Origin of the sequence: Caulobacter sp. DWR3-1-2, from assembly GCF_049896225.1 — a bacterium.
In the GTDB taxonomy this organism is placed as follows: domain Bacteria; phylum Pseudomonadota; class Alphaproteobacteria; order Caulobacterales; family Caulobacteraceae; genus Caulobacter.
This window is the reverse complement of record NZ_JAFCTW010000003.1, coordinates 405,909-421,882: the sequence shown is the minus strand read 5'-3', so window position 1 is coordinate 421,882 and position 15,974 is coordinate 405,909. Positions and strand designations below refer to the sequence as shown.

Here is a 15,974-nt window from a genome sequence, read left to right as displayed (position 1 = left end):
GGCTCGGAACTGACCCAGCATGCCCGCTTCACCATGGCCACCAACGTCCAGGTCTATTTCTGTGATCCCCACAGCCCCTGGCAGCGCGGCAGCAACGAAAACACCAACGGCCTGCTGCGGCAATACTTCCCCAAGGGCGCGGACCTGTCGGCCATCACCCAGGAGCAACTCGACGCCGTCGCCCTCGAAATCAACAACCGCCCTCGCAAAACCCTCGACTTCCAGACACCCGCCGAAGTATTCGAAAGAGCCGTTGCGATGACCGGTTGAGACCGCCGTGTCCCTCTTTCTGTCCCTCTTTCTACAAAAATTCGAGGACTGTTTTCGCTCGCGAAGATGACATTATACCCCCTGTTTAATAGCTGTGTATAGATTTTCGATCGCTAACACTCCAGCCATGATGGATCTTTTGCTACCCGACGCATAACTTGCCTGGTCAATAGAATCGAAAATATACGTCGTTACTACTATGACGCCAAATATTCCATGGGATATTACTTGGCATTTACCCAAAAGATTGATAGGCCCCGGGGTATCGCTGGTGCTGCAGACAGCAAAATAATCAACATTATTCGATTTCAAATAAGCCCTTGTGAAGCAAGTGCTCTCGCATGAATTTTCAAAAACATTGCCGTGACTGTTATGTTGGCTTTTCAACTTAAAGGCAGCATCAAAATATCCACCGTTAAAGCTTTCCAATGTCCGTGGTGTGCAATCATCATTTCCTATTAAGTTAACGGCAATTTCGTCACCACGCCCGGTTTGCGAGCCCGAACCGGGCTCACTGCTCAGGTAAAAACCTGCCCAACAAATAAATCCGTTTCTGTATTTGTAAATCCCAGACCGAAAGATTGGAAATGGGGGGCCACTAGCTGAATATAGCTGTCCCATTTTTATCGCTTGGCTGCTGGAAGGGTTATCGACAACTGACGAATTGGCATCGGTATTTGAGCATGCCGAGATAACCAGAGCCACGAAAAGCAGTAGGCAAACTTTGATCACCTTATGCAGCAGCCCCCTCATCTGATTTTTCGCATTCACGTAATACTAATCTTCAAAAAGATACAATAACGAATAGTAGTTCAGAATTATTGATGCCGCAATTATAACAACAATTGACAACTCTGATACCAGTCTATTAACGGCATAGAAGTAGGAAAATGTTCGTATTATTAATGATAATATCGCGCCAACTTCAATCTTAATAAACATTATGATATAAATGTACGATCTATAGGTCACAGTTCCAGTAGTTATGATTGCAAGAATTGCGAAAATTATAATAGTGTTCAAGGCGCGTATGATTGCTAAAATTCTTCCGTCGGCCCGTGAGCCGGCACGACGCGGTTTTTCTTCGTCGATAGGCTGTGCAAATTTTCTCACCGCTCTCTCCCCGCCTCTGACACCGTCTTCGCCACGGGCGACCACAGAAAATCGATCACCCGCCGTTTCCCCGTCACGATCTCGACCGAAGCGCTCATCCCAGCCGACAGCAAGGCTTGCCGGCCGTCAACCGTAAGACGCGCCCGTGACAGCTTCCCCCTGACGGGAAACACCAACCCGCGCTTTTCGTCGACGATGGCGTCCGGCGAGACTTGGATCACTTCGCCCGACAGCGTGCCGTAACGGGTAAACGGATAGGCCTCCAGCTTGACGACGGCGCGATCGCCGGTGTGGACGAAGCCGATGTCGCGGCCCAAAACGAGGGCCTCGACCACCAAGGCCTCGCCATCGGCCACCAGGGTGACGATCGGCTTGCCGGTCTCGGCCACCTCGCCAAGCGTGGTCACCGAGACGGCCTGGATTATGCCGCCGACCGGGGCGGTCGGGGTCTGCAGACCGCGCTTCTGCTGGGCCTTGCGCAGCGCGTCTCCGCGCGTGGCGGCCAGGCCGGCAAAGCCGAGCGGCCAGACGTTAAGCCGCGTCTGAGCGCACCCTCACGAAGCTGCCGGGCGCGTCCTCGAGCGGCTTCAGCGGTCCCTTGGCGGGATCACGGGCCGCGACCAGCTTGCCCGACCTGGCCTTCAGCCAGGTCGCCCAATGCGGCCACCACGACCCGGCATGCTCCTCTGCGCCAGCTCGCCAGCCTTCGACCGAGCCGGGCAGGTGTTCGTTGGTCCAATGCTGATACTTCATGGCGTCCGGGTGGTTGATCACGCCGGCAATGTGGCCTGAGCCGGCCATGGTGAAGGTCACCGGGCCGCCGAAGGCCCGCGCGCCGCGATAGACGCTGCGGAACGGGGCGATGTGGTCGTCCTTGGACGACTGGACATAGATCGGGGTCTTGACCTTCGACAGGTCCAGCTTCACCCCGCCCAGGGTCAGGTGGCCCTGAGTCAGGGCGTTGTCCCTATAGAAGTTGCGCAGATAATAGAGGTGCAGGGCCTTGGGCATGCGCGTCTGGTCGGCGTTCCAGAACAGCAGGTCGAAAGGGCGCGGCTCCTTGCCCATCAGGTAGTTGTTGATGAAGAACGACCAGATCAGGTCATTGCCGCGCAGGCTGTTGAAGGTGTCGGCCATCGACTGGCTGGGCAGGTAGCCGCCCTGGGCGTCGATCTGCGCCTCGATGGTCTTGATCCAGGCCTCGTCGGTGAACAGCAGCAGGTCGCCGGCCTCGGAAAAGTCCTGTTGAGCGGCGAAGAAGGTGGCCGAATTGATCCGCTTGTCGCCCTTGGCGGCCATGTGGGCCAGGGCGCAGGACAGCAGGGTGCCGCCGATACAGTAGCCGACGGTGTTGACCTTATCGACGCCCGTCTGGGTCATCACCTGCTGGGTGGCGTCGTAGATCCCTTCGAACATGTAGTCCTCGAAGGTCTTGTCGGCCTGGCGGTTGTCGGGATTGACCCACGAGGCGACGAACACCGTGAAGCCTTGGCCCGTGAGCCATCGGATCATCGAATTTTCGGGGCGCAGGTCCAGAATGTAGAACTTGTTGATCCACGGCGGGAAGATCAGCAGCGGGATCTCGTGCACCTGATCGGTGGTCGGTTGGAACTGCAGAAGTTGCAGGATGTCGTTCTGGTAGACGACCTTGCCCGGCGCGGTGGCGACGTTCTCGCCCACCCTGAACTTGGCCAGGTCTGTCTGGCTGATGGCCAGTTGGCCGCCGCCGCGCTCCAGGTCAGCGGCGAAGTTGGCCATGCCGCGCACCAGGCTCTCGCCGTTGCTCTGGCGCACCTCGCGCAAGGCGGCGGGGTTGGAGATCAGGAAGTTCGACGGCGAGAACGCGTCGGTCAGCATCTTGGTGAAGAACTCGACCCGGCGCTTGGACGCGGGATCGACGCCCTCGGCTTGTGAGACCAGGTCGTTCAGCCAGTTCGACGACAGCAGGTAGCTCTGCTTCATCATGTCGAACATCGGGTTGGACGCCCAGTCCGGATCGCTGAATCGCTTGTCGCCGGCGGCAGGGGTCACGATCGGCTGGGTGGGCTCGCCGGTCATCTTGCGAGCGGCTGACTGCCACAGGTCCATGTAGCGGCTGAAGAGATCGGCCTGGGCTCGCAGCAGCCGGTCCGGCTGAGCGGCCAGGCTGGTCATCACTTCGTTGAAGGCCGGGCCGACATGGAAGGGGTCGGGGCTCAACGCGGCGGGACGGTCGGCCTGGCGCAGGGCGGCCTCGGCGATCGCGCCCTGGGCGGTGACGGCCGCGCGGGCCAGGTTGGCCGACAAGGTCTCCATCATCTGCCGTTGGTGGGGCGACAGAAACGCCTCGAAGTCGGGCATGGCGGCGGCGGAGCCCCTCGGCGCCTCTGGTGGCGGCGCCCGGCGCGTCGTCGATTCGGCTGAGGCTGAGGCTGCGGCGGCGCGGGAGTCGGGCTCGGGCTTGCGCTTCGGCGAAACCTTGGGGGCGGCCTTCGCCTTGGTCTTGGGGGCCGCGGGCGCCCCATCTGCCTTGGGCGCGGCTCTTTTACGGGGTTTGGGGGAGGTTTCGATCTTGGCCATGGGCTTCCTTCCACCGTCTTATCAGGGCCATCTCGCTTGCGCGGTTCGGATGGCCTTTCACTCGCCGCGATCATCGCATAAGACCTGAGACAAGATGAACGACGAAACCGGTAAAACCGTACGTCTTGGCGTACTTTTCTGCGGCGCGGCCCTCGGGCTCGCCGCCTGCGCGTCGCCATTCACGCCGCCGCCAGCCGATCCGAGTTCCCCGGTCGCCGCCGCCGCGAACGCCGCGGCCAAGGGCTCCGGGCACGCCAAGAAGCCGAGCTTCTCCGATATCCCGGCGATCCCGACCGACGTGCGCACCCCGGTCCAGTTCAAGAAGGCCGTCGGCGCCGAGAAGGCCGCCGCCGACCAGCTGAAGCGCGACACCGCGCCCAGCACCTGGACCCTGTCGGAAACCGACGCCTACGCCACCAAGGCGCGCAGTGTCGCCAAGGTCCCGGCCAGCGACATCCCCACCGACGCCGACCGCGCCGAGACCGAAGCCTTCGCCAAGGCGGCGCGCGCCCGAGCGACCGCGCCTCCGTCCAAGCCCCAATAGGGCGACGGAGGCATAAATTTCCTTGAACTGGCTTGGCGAGGCCCCGCTCGGGGTCTATCCATGCCCGACAATTCGCTCCAGGCGCGCCGAAGCGGCGCAATGAGCCATCATGACCTCCGATTTCCACCGTATCCGTCGCCTGCCGCCATACGTCTTCGAAGAAGTGAACAAGATCAAGGCGCGGCTCCGCGCCGAGGGGACCGACATCATCGACTTCGGGATGGGCAATCCTGACATGCCGACCCCCAAGCACATCGTCGACAAGCTGATCGAGACCGCGCGCGACCCCAAGGCCGGCCGCTACTCGGCATCCAAGGGCATCGCCGGGCTGCGCAAGGCCATGGCGGGCTATTACGATCGCCGGTTCGGCGTGAAGCTGAACCCCGACACCGAGGTGATCGCCACCCTGGGCTCGAAGGAAGGCTTCGCCAACCTGGCCCAGGCCCTGACCGCGCCGGGCGACGTGATCATCTGCCCCAACCCCGCCTATCCGATTCACGCCTTCGGCTTCATCATGGCCGGCGGGGTGATCCGCCACGTGCCGGCCCTGACGCCCGAGCAGTACCTGTCCAATATTAGTCGGGCGGTGAAGCATTCGGTGCCGCCGCCCAGCGTGCTGATCCTGTCCTATCCGTCCAACCCGACCGCCCAGTCGGTGGATCTGGACTTCTACAAGGACGCCGTGGCCCTGGCCAAGAAGCACGACCTGCTGGTGATCAGCGACGTGGCCTATGGCGAGATCTATTTCGAGAATAATCCGCCGCCCTCGATCCTGCAGGTCAATGGCGCGCGAGATATCGCTGTCGAGGTCAATTCGCTGTCCAAGACCTACGCCATGGCCGGCTGGCGCGTGGGCATGGTGGTCGGCAACGCCCGTATCTGTTCGGCCCTGGCGCGGGTGAAGTCCTATCTCGACTACGGCGCCTATACGCCCGTGCAGGTGGCCGCCGCCGCCGCCTTGAATGGTCCGCAAGATTGCGTCGACGAGATCCGCGGCATCTATAAGAGCCGTCGCGACACGCTGGTGTCGTCGATGAAGCGGGCGGGCTGGGACATCCCCAATCCGCCGGCCTCGATGTTCGCCTGGGCCAAGATTCCGCCGGCTTACGAGGCCGCCGGGTCGATGCTGTTCTCGCGCCTGCTGATCGAGGAGGCCGGCGTGGCGGTCGCCCCCGGCATCGGCTTTGGCGAGTATGGTGAGGGCTATGTGCGCATCGGCTTGGTGGAAAACGAGCAGCGGATCAAGCAGGCCGCCCGCAACGTCAAGAAGTTCATCGCCAACGCCGACGCCATCCTGGCCAAGGCGCACAACAAGATGGAACAGGCCTAGCTGACGCCAAGGGCATCACTCTTTTCCGTCTCCCCGGCGAAGGCTTGGTCCCGGCCTTCGCCGGGGAGATGGTTGGGGGGCTGGGTCCGGTGCGATGCAAGGCCAAGAAACGAGACAGAACATGACACAAAAGACCTGGCGCATCGGCGTCGCCGGCCTCGGCACCGTTGGCGGTGGGCTGCTGCAGTTCCTGAGCGAGCGTCCAGACTTCGCGCCGGCCGGCGACCGCGCCATTGTGACGGCGGTCTCGGCCCGCTCGCGCTCGCGGCCGCGCACGGTCGATATCTCTGGCCTGACCTGGTTCGACGATCCGGTGGCGCTGGCCTCGTCGCCGGATGTCGACCTGTTCGTCGAACTGGTCGGCGGCAGCGATGGTCCGGCAAAGGCCGCTGTCGAGGCGGCTCTGAAGCTGGGTAAGCCTGTGGTCACCGCAAACAAGGCCCTGATCGCCGAGCACGGCGCCGAACTGGCTGGCCTAGCCGAGGCCAATGGCGCGCCGCTGCTGTTCGAGGCCGCCGTGATGGGCGGCACGCCGGCGGTGAAGATGCTCCGCGAGGCGATGGTCGGCGACGACGTGATCAGCGTGGCCGGCATTCTCAACGGCACCTGCAATTTCATCCTCTCGGAGATGGAGAAGACCGGCCGATCGTTCGCCGAGGTGCTGCGCGAGGCCCAGGCCCTGGGTTACGCCGAATCCGACCCGACCATGGACGTCGACGGCTTCGACGCCGGACACAAGATCAGCATCCTGGCCGCCTTGGCCTTCGGCTGCGCGCCCAATTTCGGCGCCGCCGAGATTGAGGGCGTCAGCGAGGTCGAGCTTCTCGACATCAGGCTGGCCAAGGACCTGGGCTACCGTATCAAGCTGGTGGCCAGCGCCGCCAAGACCGACGACGGCGTGGCCGTGAAGGTCCATCCCAGCCTGACCCCGCTGGAGCATCCGCTGGCCCAGGCCGGCGGGGCGCTCAATGCGCTGTTCATCGAGGGCAAGCGGATCGGCCGGATCTACATCCAGGGACCCGGCGCCGGCGCGGGCCCGACCGCCGCCGCCGTGGCCGCCGACATCGCTGACGTGATGACCAACGCCGTGCGCCCGGTGTTCCAGGCCCCGGCCGGCCAACTTAAACCCTTCGTGGCCGTCGATCCCTCGAAGTCGGTCGGCAAGGCCTATCTGCGGATCATGGTCCGCGACGAGCCGGGCGCCATCGCCGCCATCTCCGAAACCCTGGCCGAATGCGCGGTCTCGATCGACAGCTTCCTGCAGAAGCCCGTCGAAGGGGCGGGGGGCGTGCCGATCGTGCTCGTCACCCATGCGACTCCCGAATCCAATCTCCTGGACGCGATTAGCCGCATCGAAAAACTGCACGCCGTGCTAGAGCGTCCCCGCCTTTTGCGCGTAGCGCGCATCTGAGAACCGCGAAAAGCGGTCGGAAGTTCAAGCCTCGCATAGGCTGGGAGACGTTGATGAGTTCGAAGACCCTGGACCGCTCGCTGGTCCTGGACGCGGTGCGCGTGACCGAAGCCGCCGCCATCGCATCCTGGACCAAGGTGGGGCGCGGCGACGAAAAGGCGGCCGACCAGGCCGCCGTCGACGCCATGCGCAACGCGCTCAACGACCTCAACATCAACGGTGAGATCGTCATCGGCGAAGGCGAGCGCGACGAAGCGCCCATGCTCTATATCGGCGAGAAGGTCGGCACGGGCAAAGGCCCCAAGATCGACATCGCGCTGGATCCGCTGGAGGGCACCACCCTGGCGGCCAAGGCCATGCCCAACGCCCTGGCGGTGATGGCCTGGGCCCCCAAGGGCACCCTGCTCAACGCCCCCGACACCTATATGGACAAGATCGCCTGCGGGCCTGGCCTGCCGGCCGGGGTCATCGACCTGGACAAGTCTCCGGCTCACAACGTGCTGTCCCTGGCCGCCGCCAAAGGCGTGGATCCCTCGCACATCACTGTCTGCGTGTTGGACCGTCCGCGTCACGCCGAGATCATCGCCAGCATTCGCTCGGTGGGGGCGCGGCTCTATCTGATCACCGATGGCGACGTGGCCGGAGTGATCGCGACCACTGATCCTTCGACTGGCATAGACCTCTATGTCGGGTCCGGCGGCGCGCCCGAGGGCGTGCTGGCCTGCGCGGCGCTGAAATGCGTGGGCGGCCAGTTCCAGGGCCGGCTCCTCTTCCGCAACAGTGACGAAAAGGCTCGGGCCGCACGGTGGGGCATCACCGAACTCGACAAGAAGTACGACCTGCACGACATCGTCCGGGCCGACGCCATCTTCGCCGCGACGGGCGTTACCTGGGGCAATCTGCTCGACGGGGTGACTTATAAGGACGGCTTCGTCCACACCCACACCCTGGTGATGAACTCCTCGACCGGCACCGTCCGCGAAGTGCGGATGAAGCGGAAGGTCTAGGCTTGGTTTTCGCGCGCCTTGTCGCGCGGGCGTCGCCCTTTTTAGGTCATAACCGCGCCGCCGCCGTTCGGCGGCTGAGCCGTCGTTGGCTCGCGTCTTCCCATTGACTAAGGTCGCGGCGAATCCCGCCGCCATTCGAGGCCCTGCATGACCACCCTGATCACCCTCGCCGACCATCTGGCCGCCGAGCGGACCGCCGACGACGCGGTCAAGGACGTGGTCGCCGCGGTCGCCGCCGCCTGCGTCCAGATCAGCCGAGTCGTCGCCTCGGGCGCGATCTCGGGCAGCCTCGGCGCGGCCGGCCAGGTCAATGTGCAGGACGAGGAGCAGAAGAAGCTCGACATCATCACCAACGACATCTTGCGGGACGCCCTGAAGGCCTGCGCGCCGGTGGCGGGCCTGGCCTCGGAGGAACTGGAAGAGATCGAGACCACCGGCCGGGAAGGGGGCTTCCTGGTCACCTTTGATCCGCTGGACGGCTCCAGCAATATCGACGTCAATGTCTCGGTCGGCACGATCTTCTCGATCCTGCCCGCGCCGACGGCGGGCGTCCCGACCGAGGCCGACTTCCTGCAGCCCGGCCGCCAACAGGTGGCGGCCGGCTATGCCGTCTACGGCCCCCAGACCATGCTGGTGCTGACCCTGTCTACGGGTGTGACGGGCTTCACCCTCGACGCGGACGGCGTCTGGCGGCTGACCCACGGCGACATCGTGATCCCCGCCGACACCGCCGAGTTCGCGATCAACATGTCCAATCAGCGCCACTGGGCGCAGCCGGTGCGGCGCTATATTGACGGCTGCCTGGCGGGCAAGCCGGGGCCGCGCGGCAAGAACTTCAACATGCGCTGGGTGGCCTCAATGGTCGCCGACGTCCACCGCATCGCCATGCGCGGCGGCGTCTTCCTGTATCCCTGGGACGCCCGCGAGCCTGATAAACCGGGCAAGCTGCGCCTGCTCTACGAAGCCAACCCGATGTCGCTGATCGTCGAGCGGGCCGGCGGCAAATCGACGCTCGACGGGGTCACGCCGATTCTGGACGTCCAGCCCACCAAGCTGCACCAGCGCGTGCCGGTGGTGCTGGGCTCGGCCAATGAAGTGGACCAGGTGGGGGCAGGGTAATCACTCGAGCCGGCCAAGAATCCCTCTCTCATGGAGAGAGGGAGGGGCCCGCCGCCGGAGGCGGTGGGAGGGTGAGAGGTTACACTCTCTCCGATCGGAGCACGGCAAGGTTCGTCCGCTGTGGCGCTGGGTCTGGCGAAGGTGGCGGTCGCTGGTAGCCGCATCCATGGCGAGAGCTCGGGACTGACCCCTGGAGGTGTTCAACGGCAGAATTCCGGATTTTCTGGTTGGCGGCGAAACCTCTCACCCTCCCACCGCTTCGCGGCGGGCCCCTCCCTCTCTCAAAAAGAGAGGGTTCTTTCGCTGTGTCCGCGCCTGACGCACCGCCGCCCTATCTTCCGTCGTCGCGCCACATGGAGCGAATCCGTCAAAGTGGGTAGGCTTGGAGCATGACCAAGAACGTCCAGAACGCTCATTCCAGCCGCTTCCCCGCGCGGGAGGCCTGAGCCATGGCCGACGGCGCCGCCGCCCCTATCGACACCGCCCATTTCCTCGACGTCTCCCGATCGCTGAGCGGCCGGGCCTGGCGCGAGCGGCCGGGCGATGCCGCCGCAGCGCGCAGCCACCAGCAGGTCCACGGCCTGTCCGAGCCCCTGGCCCGGGCCCTGGCCTCGCGCGGGATCGGGGTCGATCTCGCCGAACACTATCTGCGGCCCACCCTGAAGGCGCTGTTCCCCGACCCCTCCAGCTTCACCGACATGGATATGGCGGCGACGATCCTGATCGACGCCTTGGAGCGCGGCCGCTCGACCATGGTGTTCGCCGACTATGACGTCGACGGCGCCACCAGCGCCGCCCAGTTGGTGCGGTGGTTTCGGCACATGGGCGTCGAGCTGCCGATCTATATTCCCGACCGCCTGACCGAGGGCTACGGTCCCAGTCCCGCGGCCTTCAAGACCATCCGCGCCACCGGCGCCGAGCTGGTCGTCACGCTGGACTGCGGCGCGGCGGCCTATGACGCCATCGCCAGCGCCGCCACCATCGGCCTGGAAGTGGTGGTGATTGATCACCACCTAATGCGCGAGGACCCGCCGGCAGCCGCCGCCGTGGTCAATCCCAACCGGCCGGGTTGCCAGAGCGGGCAGGGGGTGCTGGCCGCCGCTGGCGTGACCTTCGTGCTGCTGGTGGCGCTCAACCGCGAGGCCCGCAAGCGCGGCCTGTTCAGCGAAGACCGTCCCGAGCCCGACCTGCGCCAGTGGCTCGACCTGGTGGCCATGGGTGAGGTCTGCGACGTCACTCAGTTGGTCGGTTTCAATCGCGCCCTGACGACCCTGGGCCTGCGCACCATGTCCAGCTGGGGCAACCCCGGCCTCAAGGCCCTGTTCGAGGTGGGCAAGGGTTCCGGCCCCGCCTCGGTGTTCCATGCCGGCTTCATCCTGGGGCCGCGCATCAACGCCGGCGGCCGGATCGGACGTTCGGATCTCGGCGCGCGCCTGCTGTCTACGGACGACCCCGAAGAGGCCCGGATGCTGGCCGAGGAGCTGGACGGCCTCAACACCGAGCGCAAGGCGGTCGAGGCCGGCGTGGTCGAGGAGGCCGCCGCGGTTCTCGAGCGCGGCAGCAACTTCAATCCCGACGCTCCGGTCATCGTGGTGGCGGGGGAGGGGTGGCACCCCGGCGTCATCGGCATCGTCGCCGGGCGCCTGCGCGAGCGCTATCGCAAGCCGGTGGTGGTGATCGGCATCGACCGCGCCGCCAATGTCGGCAAGGGCTCGGGCCGCTCGCAGCCCGGCGTCAATCTCGGCGCGGCGATCCAAGCCGCCTTCGAGGCGGGCTTGCTGATGGCCGGCGGCGGCCACGCCATGGCCGCGGGCCTGTCGATGCGCCCCGACGCCATCCCCGAATTCCGCGCTTTTCTCGAAGAGCGCCTGGCCAGCGAGATGGACGCCGTGGGCGTCGAGGGCGTGGATATCGACGCCCTGGTTCAGCCGCGCGCCGCCAACCGCGCCCTGTGGACCGAATTTCAGCAGATGGCGCCGTTCGGTCCTGGCAATCCCGAGCCGATGTTCGCCCTGGCCGGCGTGCGCCCCGAGCGGGCGATGGCGATGAAGGGGGGGCACGTCCGCATGGATCTGGTCGGACCGTCGGGCGACCGAATCAAGGCCATCGCCTGGCGCTGCGCCGAGACCGATCTGGGCCGGCGCCTTCTGGCGGGCGGCGGCGCCCTGCATGTGGTCGGTCGTCTGAAACCGGACGATTATATGGGCCGCGAAGGGGTGCAACTGGAGATCGAGGACGCCGCCGACCCCCGCATGCGCACCGCTTGAAAAAACTACACCGGGTCGCTTGCGCCTCGGGGGGAAGCTTTGTATATCGCCTGCTCTTCGCGGCCACGTGGTCCCTTCGTCTATCGGTTAGGACGCCAGATTTTCATTCTGGAGAGAGGGGTTCGACTCCCCTAGGGACTACCACCGCCAAGCCTACTTAGACTTTACATGCGAATACCCGCCTGATGCAGGCGCCGTGGTCCCTTCGTCTATCGGTTAGGACGCCAGATTTTCATTCTGGAGAGAGGGGTTCGACTCCCCTAGGGACTACCACCACGACCATCACCCAGGTTTATGTCGGTTTTGAAGCCGCGACGAAATGTCGCGGCTGTCACCTGATGGGCAATCCCCCTCAATTGGTTATTGACGGCTCTCCTCACGCGAGAACAGTGTTATTCAGTGGTGCTCGCCCCTTGGGCTGTTTGGGCGGGCCAGAGGGGCGGAATGTCTGGTTTCGATTTCGAAGCATCGGGATCGCACGAGGAATTCGTGCGGATCAGCGGGCGCGTGAAGTGGTTTGATACGGGCAAGGGTTACGGTTTCATCGTGCCCGACGATCCGGGTCAGACCGGCCTGAAGGACGTGCTGCTGCACGTCACCTCGCTGCGCAACTGCGGGCGGGAGTCGGCGCTCGAGGGCGCGGTGATCGTTTGCGACGTGGTCAAGCGCCCAAAGGGCTGGCAGGTTTCGGAGGTGGTCGACCTGGACGAAAGCGCCGCCAGCGACTCCATAGAGCGTCCCAAGCGGCCGTTCGGCGACGCCGGCATGGGCTTGCGCCGCGAGCGCGACAGCTTCCGACCGGGCATCGACAGCGGGCGTCAAGCGCTGGAGCCTGTCGGACCGGCCGAGCGCGCCAAGGTGAAATGGTTCAACCGCACCAAGGGTTACGGCTTCGTGGTTCGCGACGGCCAGCCTGGCGATATCTTCGTGCATATCGAGACCCTGCGTCGCGGCGGCCTTGAAGACCTCCAGCCCGGTGAAGACGTGATGGTGCGCTTCGCCGATGGACCTAAGGGCCTGGTCGTCGCCGAGATCACCGCCGCCGACGACTGACAGGGCGGCCACGTTTTCGCCATCGCGTGCAGCGTCCTATTAGGACATATCGCGAGAACGGCTTGGCGAGATATCCAACGAGATGGGCAAGGCGTGATGACGACTCTGGGACGACGGGTTCCGGGACGGCAGGTCATCGTCCTGATGTTGCTCGGCGTGGCCTTGGTGGCCGCGCCCGCCGAGGCCTTCCAGGCCAAGCCCAGGCCGGCCGGCGTCGCCGGCAAGCCCACCAGCAGGCTCGACACCGTCGAAATCCGGACCAGCCGGGGTTCGGCCAAGTTCACGGTCGAGCTGGCCGTCAGCCGCGCCGAACAAGAGCGGGGGCTGATGTTCCGCAAGTCCCTGGCGCTCGATCGCGGGATGCTGTTTCCGTATAACCCGCCCCAGCGGGCGGCCTTCTGGATGAAGAACACCCTGATCCCGCTCGACATCATCTATATCGCGCCCAATGGCCGGGTGCTGTCGATCGCCCGCAACGCCGTGCCGCACGATGAGACTCCGCTGCCGTCCGGGGGCGTGATCGGCGGTGTGCTGGAAATCCCCGGCGGCCGCGCGGCCCAGCTGGGCATCCTGCCCGGCGATCGGGTGCTCAACAAAATCTTCCCGAAAGGCTGAGTTCCGCCGGAAACCGTGCTCGGATGCGTTGCTCCGCGCGGCGAAGCCCTGTAGAGCACGCGCCTGCCGGTGTTCCGGAGCGTAGCGCAGCCTGGTAGCGCATCTGGTTTGGGACCAGAGGGTCGCAGGTTCAAATCCTGCCGCTCCGACCACCGCAGGCCCTTTTTGGGTGATAGATCGACCTGGAGAGGCTCATGCTCGCGCGCATCTACCGCCCCGCCAAGACCGCCATGCAGTCCGGTAAGGCCAAGACCACGCATTGGGTGCTGGAGTTCGAACCGGCCTCGGCCAGACGGTCCGACCCGCTGATGGGCTGGACCCAGTCGAGCGACATGAACGGTCAGGTCCGCCTCGACTTCGAGACCCGCGAAGAGGCCGTGGCCTACGCCCAGCGTCACGAAATCTCGTTCCAGCTGTTCGAGCCCAAGACGCCCAGGCGGATCATCAAGGCCTACGCGGACAACTTCGCCGCCGGCCGTCGCCAGCCTTGGACGCACTAGGCTTTCCGCCTCAACATTTCCGCCCGAAGACCACGAAGTCGGGCCTCAAGGTCCGCGCCCTTAGCTCAGATGGATAGAGCACTCGCCTTCTAAGCGAGCGGTCGCTGGTTCGAATCCAGCAGGGCGCGCCACCTGCCGCGTGCCGGATGGTTCCTCCGTTCGAGGAGGCCCACCAAGCCGGGATGGACAAGTCGTGCAACAAGACATGCGGGTTGGCGAAGGGCGGCTGGCTTCACGTCGGTGTTGATTCGCCAAGATTGAACAATGTTGACCAAGCGAACCAATCCTCGTTCTCCCTGCAATTCCAGGTGGGTGACTGCGCCGATCAATCATGGCTGGTCTGGCGTAACCATACGAAATTACCGCCAATTTTCCTTGCGGACGTATTCTGAGGCGCCTGCCTTCAGCATTGCTTGCATGAACAACAAATTTGTCTATGCGAGGCTTTGAGTAGGCTTGCCGCTTGACGTTCGCGCAGCGAAAATCGTAAAAACGCCGTGGCTTAGCTAAGCCTCATCATTGATTTTGTTAATTACTATATTGCTAAAAAATAGACTTCACGTTTTTGCTAAGTGAGTTAGGCTTGTAACTATCAAGTGCACGCTGGTAGGGGTGTTACGGCGTGTAGCCTGGAAGGTGTGCTGGATGCTGACCCCTAACTCTATCCTCCGAGTGCCGCCTCGTTCGGGCGCTGCGCCGGATAGAGAGTGATGACCGAAGGCTCAACGATCGAGCGCCTCGCCACCCGCTCCGCCTGGCTGGTCGCCATCGCCGGCGTGCTCTGCGTAGCTGGCGTCGCCATCGTCATTCCGCTTAGCTTCCAGGCCCAGGCCCAGGCGCTGTTCGCCCTGACCACGATCATCATCGTCATCGTGGCCAATCGCGCCTCGCAATCGCGGCATCTGACCATCGCTCTGTCCCTCGTCTCGGTGATCGTCAGCACGCGATACGTCTGGTGGCGCACGACCGAGACCCTGCATTTCCGCACGCCGGCCGAGACGTTCTTCGGCATCGGCCTTTACATGGCCGAAATCTACGCCTGGATGATCCTGCTGCTGGGCTATTTGCAGACCGCCTGGCCTCTACAGCGCCCGGTCCGGCCCCTGGAAGGCCCGCCCGCCACGTGACCAAGCATCGACGTCTTCATCCCGACCTATAACGAAAGCCTGGAGATCGTGCAGGATACCGTCCTGGCGGCGATCGGCATGGACTATCCGCGCAATCGTTATCAGGTCTATCTGCTGGACGACGGCAAGCGACCCGCGTTCAAGGCCTTCGCCGAAATGGCCGGGGCGATCTACATCACGCGTCCAGACAACAAGGGCGCCAAGGCCGGCAATCTGAACCATGCCCTGGAGCAGACCGCTGCGGAGCTGGTCTGCATCTTCGACTGCGACCCATCCCCACGCGCGCCTTCCTGCAGATGACTGTCGGCTGGTTCCAGGAGGATGCTCGCCTGGCCTTGCTGCAGACACCCCACCACTTCTATTCGCCCGATCCGGTGCAGCGGAACCTGCAGACGGTGCGCGACATTCCCGGCGAAGGCGACCTGTTCTACGGCGTCGTCCAGCCTGGCAACGACCTGTGGAACGCCGCCTTTTTCTGCGGCTCCTGCGCGGTGCTCCGGCGCTCGGCCCTCGCGCTCATACCGCCCTGAAACAGCAGTGACGGGGCTGGAACACCGCCTTCCTGGAAATCCGCTTGTCGGCGGTGCTGGCGACCGAACGCCTGGCCCTGCACATCGGCCAGCGCATCCGCTGGGCGCGGGGCATGGACCCAAATCTTCCGGATTGACAATCCGCTGCTCGGCAAGGGGCTGACCCTGCCTCAGCGAGCCAGAAAGGTCGCAAGAATCTGGCGGCCGACCCCTATCGCCGGGTCCTGGCCGCCGAGCCTGGCAATGCGGCGGCCCGCCAGGGTCTTGCCGCGCTCAGCAACCCGAACGCCCCCATTGCGAAGGGCCAGGCCAGCGGTTTGAGCCAGGCGCGCGCCCTGGCCCAGCGTGGTGAGACCGCAGCGGCGGCGGCCGCCTACCGCCAGACGTTTGGGGGCTCGATCCCGCCGAATTCCGCGGCGCTGGAATATTTTCAGACCCTGGCGGGCGCGCCGGGCGGCCTTGCCCAGGCCCAGGAGGGCCTGCGGTCGCTGGCCGCGCGCAAGCCTGGCGACACCAATGTGTAACTGGC

At 64.4% G+C, this 15,974-nt stretch carries 17 protein-coding genes and 4 tRNA genes; 18 read left to right on the top strand and 3 right to left on the bottom strand.

What is annotated here, in order from left to right; translation table 11 throughout:
- The coding region (locus tag ACP696_RS06515; protein ID WP_426043579.1) for an IS30 family transposase at positions 1–270 on the top strand (270 nt) is incomplete at its 5' end.
- A 72-nt stretch (positions 271–342) separates the two neighbouring features.
- Here ACP696_RS06515 and ACP696_RS06510 read toward each other — a convergent pair.
- The 3 genes from ACP696_RS06510 to ACP696_RS06500 all read right to left on the bottom strand — a co-directional run bounded on the left by ACP696_RS06510 (position 343) and on the right by ACP696_RS06500 (position 3,942).
- A complete protein-coding gene (locus ACP696_RS06510) occupies positions 343–1,041 on the bottom strand; it encodes a hypothetical protein (protein ID WP_426043578.1) in 699 nt (232 codons plus the stop codon).
- Between the two features lie 338 nt (positions 1,042–1,379).
- Complete coding sequence (locus ACP696_RS06505) at positions 1,380–1,838, bottom strand: HlyD family efflux transporter periplasmic adaptor subunit (RefSeq protein WP_426043586.1); 459 nt, start codon at positions 1,836–1,838, stop codon at positions 1,380–1,382.
- Between the two features lie 76 nt (positions 1,839–1,914).
- The gene (locus ACP696_RS06500; RefSeq protein ID WP_426043577.1) at positions 1,915–3,942 is read right to left on the bottom strand and encodes a class I poly(R)-hydroxyalkanoic acid synthase; all 2,028 of its coding nucleotides are present in this window, start codon (positions 3,940–3,942) and stop codon (positions 1,915–1,917) included.
- Positions 3,943–4,036: 94 nt separating this feature from the next.
- Here ACP696_RS06500 and ACP696_RS06495 point away from each other — a divergent pair, with 94 nt between their 5' ends.
- The 17 genes from ACP696_RS06495 to ACP696_RS06415 all read left to right on the top strand — a co-directional run bounded on the left by ACP696_RS06495 (position 4,037) and on the right by ACP696_RS06415 (position 15,969).
- Positions 4,037–4,486 carry a hypothetical protein gene (locus ACP696_RS06495; protein WP_426012267.1) on the top strand — a complete coding sequence of 150 codons (450 nt, stop codon included), beginning with the start codon at positions 4,037–4,039 and terminating at the stop codon, positions 4,484–4,486.
- A 109-nt stretch (positions 4,487–4,595) separates the two neighbouring features.
- The gene (locus ACP696_RS06490; RefSeq protein WP_426012265.1) at positions 4,596–5,816 is read left to right on the top strand and encodes an LL-diaminopimelate aminotransferase; all 1,221 of its coding nucleotides are present in this window, start codon (positions 4,596–4,598) and stop codon (positions 5,814–5,816) included.
- Positions 5,817–5,937: 121 nt separating this feature from the next.
- The gene (locus ACP696_RS06485; protein WP_426012263.1) at positions 5,938–7,227 is read left to right on the top strand and encodes a homoserine dehydrogenase; all 1,290 of its coding nucleotides are present in this window, start codon (positions 5,938–5,940) and stop codon (positions 7,225–7,227) included.
- A gap of 53 nt (positions 7,228–7,280) precedes the next feature.
- On the top strand, positions 7,281–8,234 hold the full coding sequence (gene glpX / locus ACP696_RS06480) for a class II fructose-bisphosphatase (RefSeq protein WP_426012262.1): 954 nt from the start codon (positions 7,281–7,283) through the stop codon (positions 8,232–8,234).
- 147 nt (positions 8,235–8,381) lie between these two features.
- Positions 8,382–9,353, top strand: coding sequence for a class 1 fructose-bisphosphatase (locus tag ACP696_RS06475; RefSeq protein WP_426012261.1), 972 nt, complete (start codon positions 8,382–8,384; stop codon positions 9,351–9,353).
- Between the two features lie 449 nt (positions 9,354–9,802).
- A complete protein-coding gene (gene recJ, locus ACP696_RS06470; RefSeq protein WP_426043576.1) occupies positions 9,803–11,620 on the top strand; it encodes a single-stranded-DNA-specific exonuclease RecJ in 1,818 nt (605 codons plus the stop codon).
- Between the two features lie 69 nt (positions 11,621–11,689).
- Positions 11,690–11,764, top strand: a tRNA-Glu gene (locus tag ACP696_RS06465).
- 54 nt (positions 11,765–11,818) lie between these two features.
- Positions 11,819–11,893, top strand: a tRNA-Glu gene (locus ACP696_RS06460).
- Positions 11,894–12,064: 171 nt separating this feature from the next.
- Entirely contained in the window at positions 12,065–12,673 is a 609-nt protein-coding gene (gene cspD, locus ACP696_RS06455) for a stationary phase survival cold shock domain protein CspD (protein ID WP_426012258.1), read from the top strand.
- A gap of 96 nt (positions 12,674–12,769) precedes the next feature.
- Positions 12,770–13,288 (top strand): DUF192 domain-containing protein, encoded by a 519-nt coding sequence (locus ACP696_RS06450; protein ID WP_426012257.1) that lies wholly within the window; start codon positions 12,770–12,772, stop codon positions 13,286–13,288.
- Positions 13,289–13,363: 75 nt separating this feature from the next.
- A tRNA-Pro gene (locus ACP696_RS06445) sits at positions 13,364–13,440 on the top strand.
- Positions 13,441–13,482: 42 nt separating this feature from the next.
- Positions 13,483–13,788, top strand: a complete 306-nt coding sequence (locus ACP696_RS06440) for an ETC complex I subunit (RefSeq protein ID WP_426012255.1) — start codon at positions 13,483–13,485, stop codon at positions 13,786–13,788.
- 54 nt (positions 13,789–13,842) lie between these two features.
- A tRNA-Arg gene (locus ACP696_RS06435) sits at positions 13,843–13,919 on the top strand.
- Between the two features lie 579 nt (positions 13,920–14,498).
- Complete coding sequence (locus ACP696_RS06430; protein WP_426043575.1) at positions 14,499–14,915, top strand: hypothetical protein; 417 nt, start codon at positions 14,499–14,501, stop codon at positions 14,913–14,915.
- 6 nt (positions 14,916–14,921) lie between these two features.
- The gene (locus ACP696_RS06425) at positions 14,922–15,215 is read left to right on the top strand and encodes a glycosyltransferase (protein WP_426043585.1); all 294 of its coding nucleotides are present in this window, start codon (positions 14,922–14,924) and stop codon (positions 15,213–15,215) included.
- Positions 15,212–15,445 (top strand): hypothetical protein, encoded by a 234-nt coding sequence (locus ACP696_RS06420; protein WP_426043574.1) that lies wholly within the window; start codon positions 15,212–15,214, stop codon positions 15,443–15,445. Before ACP696_RS06425 ends, ACP696_RS06420 begins: the two co-directional genes overlap by 4 nt.
- Before the next feature lie 317 nt (positions 15,446–15,762).
- Positions 15,763–15,969 carry a hypothetical protein gene (locus tag ACP696_RS06415; protein ID WP_426043573.1) on the top strand — a complete coding sequence of 69 codons (207 nt, stop codon included), beginning with the start codon at positions 15,763–15,765 and terminating at the stop codon, positions 15,967–15,969.
- Positions 15,970–15,974: the final 5 nt, after the last annotated feature.

Excerpts from the sequence above, each read along its gene's own strand:
- ACP696_RS06500 (WP_426043577.1), bottom strand. The coding sequence starts at position 3,942 with ATGGCCAAGATCGAAACCTCCCCCAAACCCCGTAAAAGAGCCGCGCCC.
- ACP696_RS06495 (WP_426012267.1), top strand. The coding sequence starts at position 4,037 with ATGAACGACGAAACCGGTAAAACCGTACGTCTTGGCGTACTTTTCTGC.
- ACP696_RS06490 (WP_426012265.1), top strand. The coding sequence starts at position 4,596 with ATGACCTCCGATTTCCACCGTATCCGTCGCCTGCCGCCATACGTCTTC.
- ACP696_RS06485 (WP_426012263.1), top strand. The coding sequence starts at position 5,938 with ATGACACAAAAGACCTGGCGCATCGGCGTCGCCGGCCTCGGCACCGTT.
- glpX (WP_426012262.1), top strand. The coding sequence starts at position 7,281 with ATGAGTTCGAAGACCCTGGACCGCTCGCTGGTCCTGGACGCGGTGCGC.
- ACP696_RS06475 (WP_426012261.1), top strand. The coding sequence starts at position 8,382 with ATGACCACCCTGATCACCCTCGCCGACCATCTGGCCGCCGAGCGGACC.
- recJ (WP_426043576.1), top strand. The coding sequence starts at position 9,803 with ATGGCCGACGGCGCCGCCGCCCCTATCGACACCGCCCATTTCCTCGAC.
- cspD (WP_426012258.1), top strand. The coding sequence starts at position 12,065 with ATGTCTGGTTTCGATTTCGAAGCATCGGGATCGCACGAGGAATTCGTG.
- ACP696_RS06450 (WP_426012257.1), top strand. The coding sequence starts at position 12,770 with ATGACGACTCTGGGACGACGGGTTCCGGGACGGCAGGTCATCGTCCTG.
- ACP696_RS06440 (WP_426012255.1), top strand. The coding sequence starts at position 13,483 with ATGCTCGCGCGCATCTACCGCCCCGCCAAGACCGCCATGCAGTCCGGT.
- ACP696_RS06430 (WP_426043575.1), top strand. The coding sequence starts at position 14,499 with ATGACCGAAGGCTCAACGATCGAGCGCCTCGCCACCCGCTCCGCCTGG.
- ACP696_RS06420 (WP_426043574.1), top strand. The coding sequence starts at position 15,212 with ATGACTGTCGGCTGGTTCCAGGAGGATGCTCGCCTGGCCTTGCTGCAG.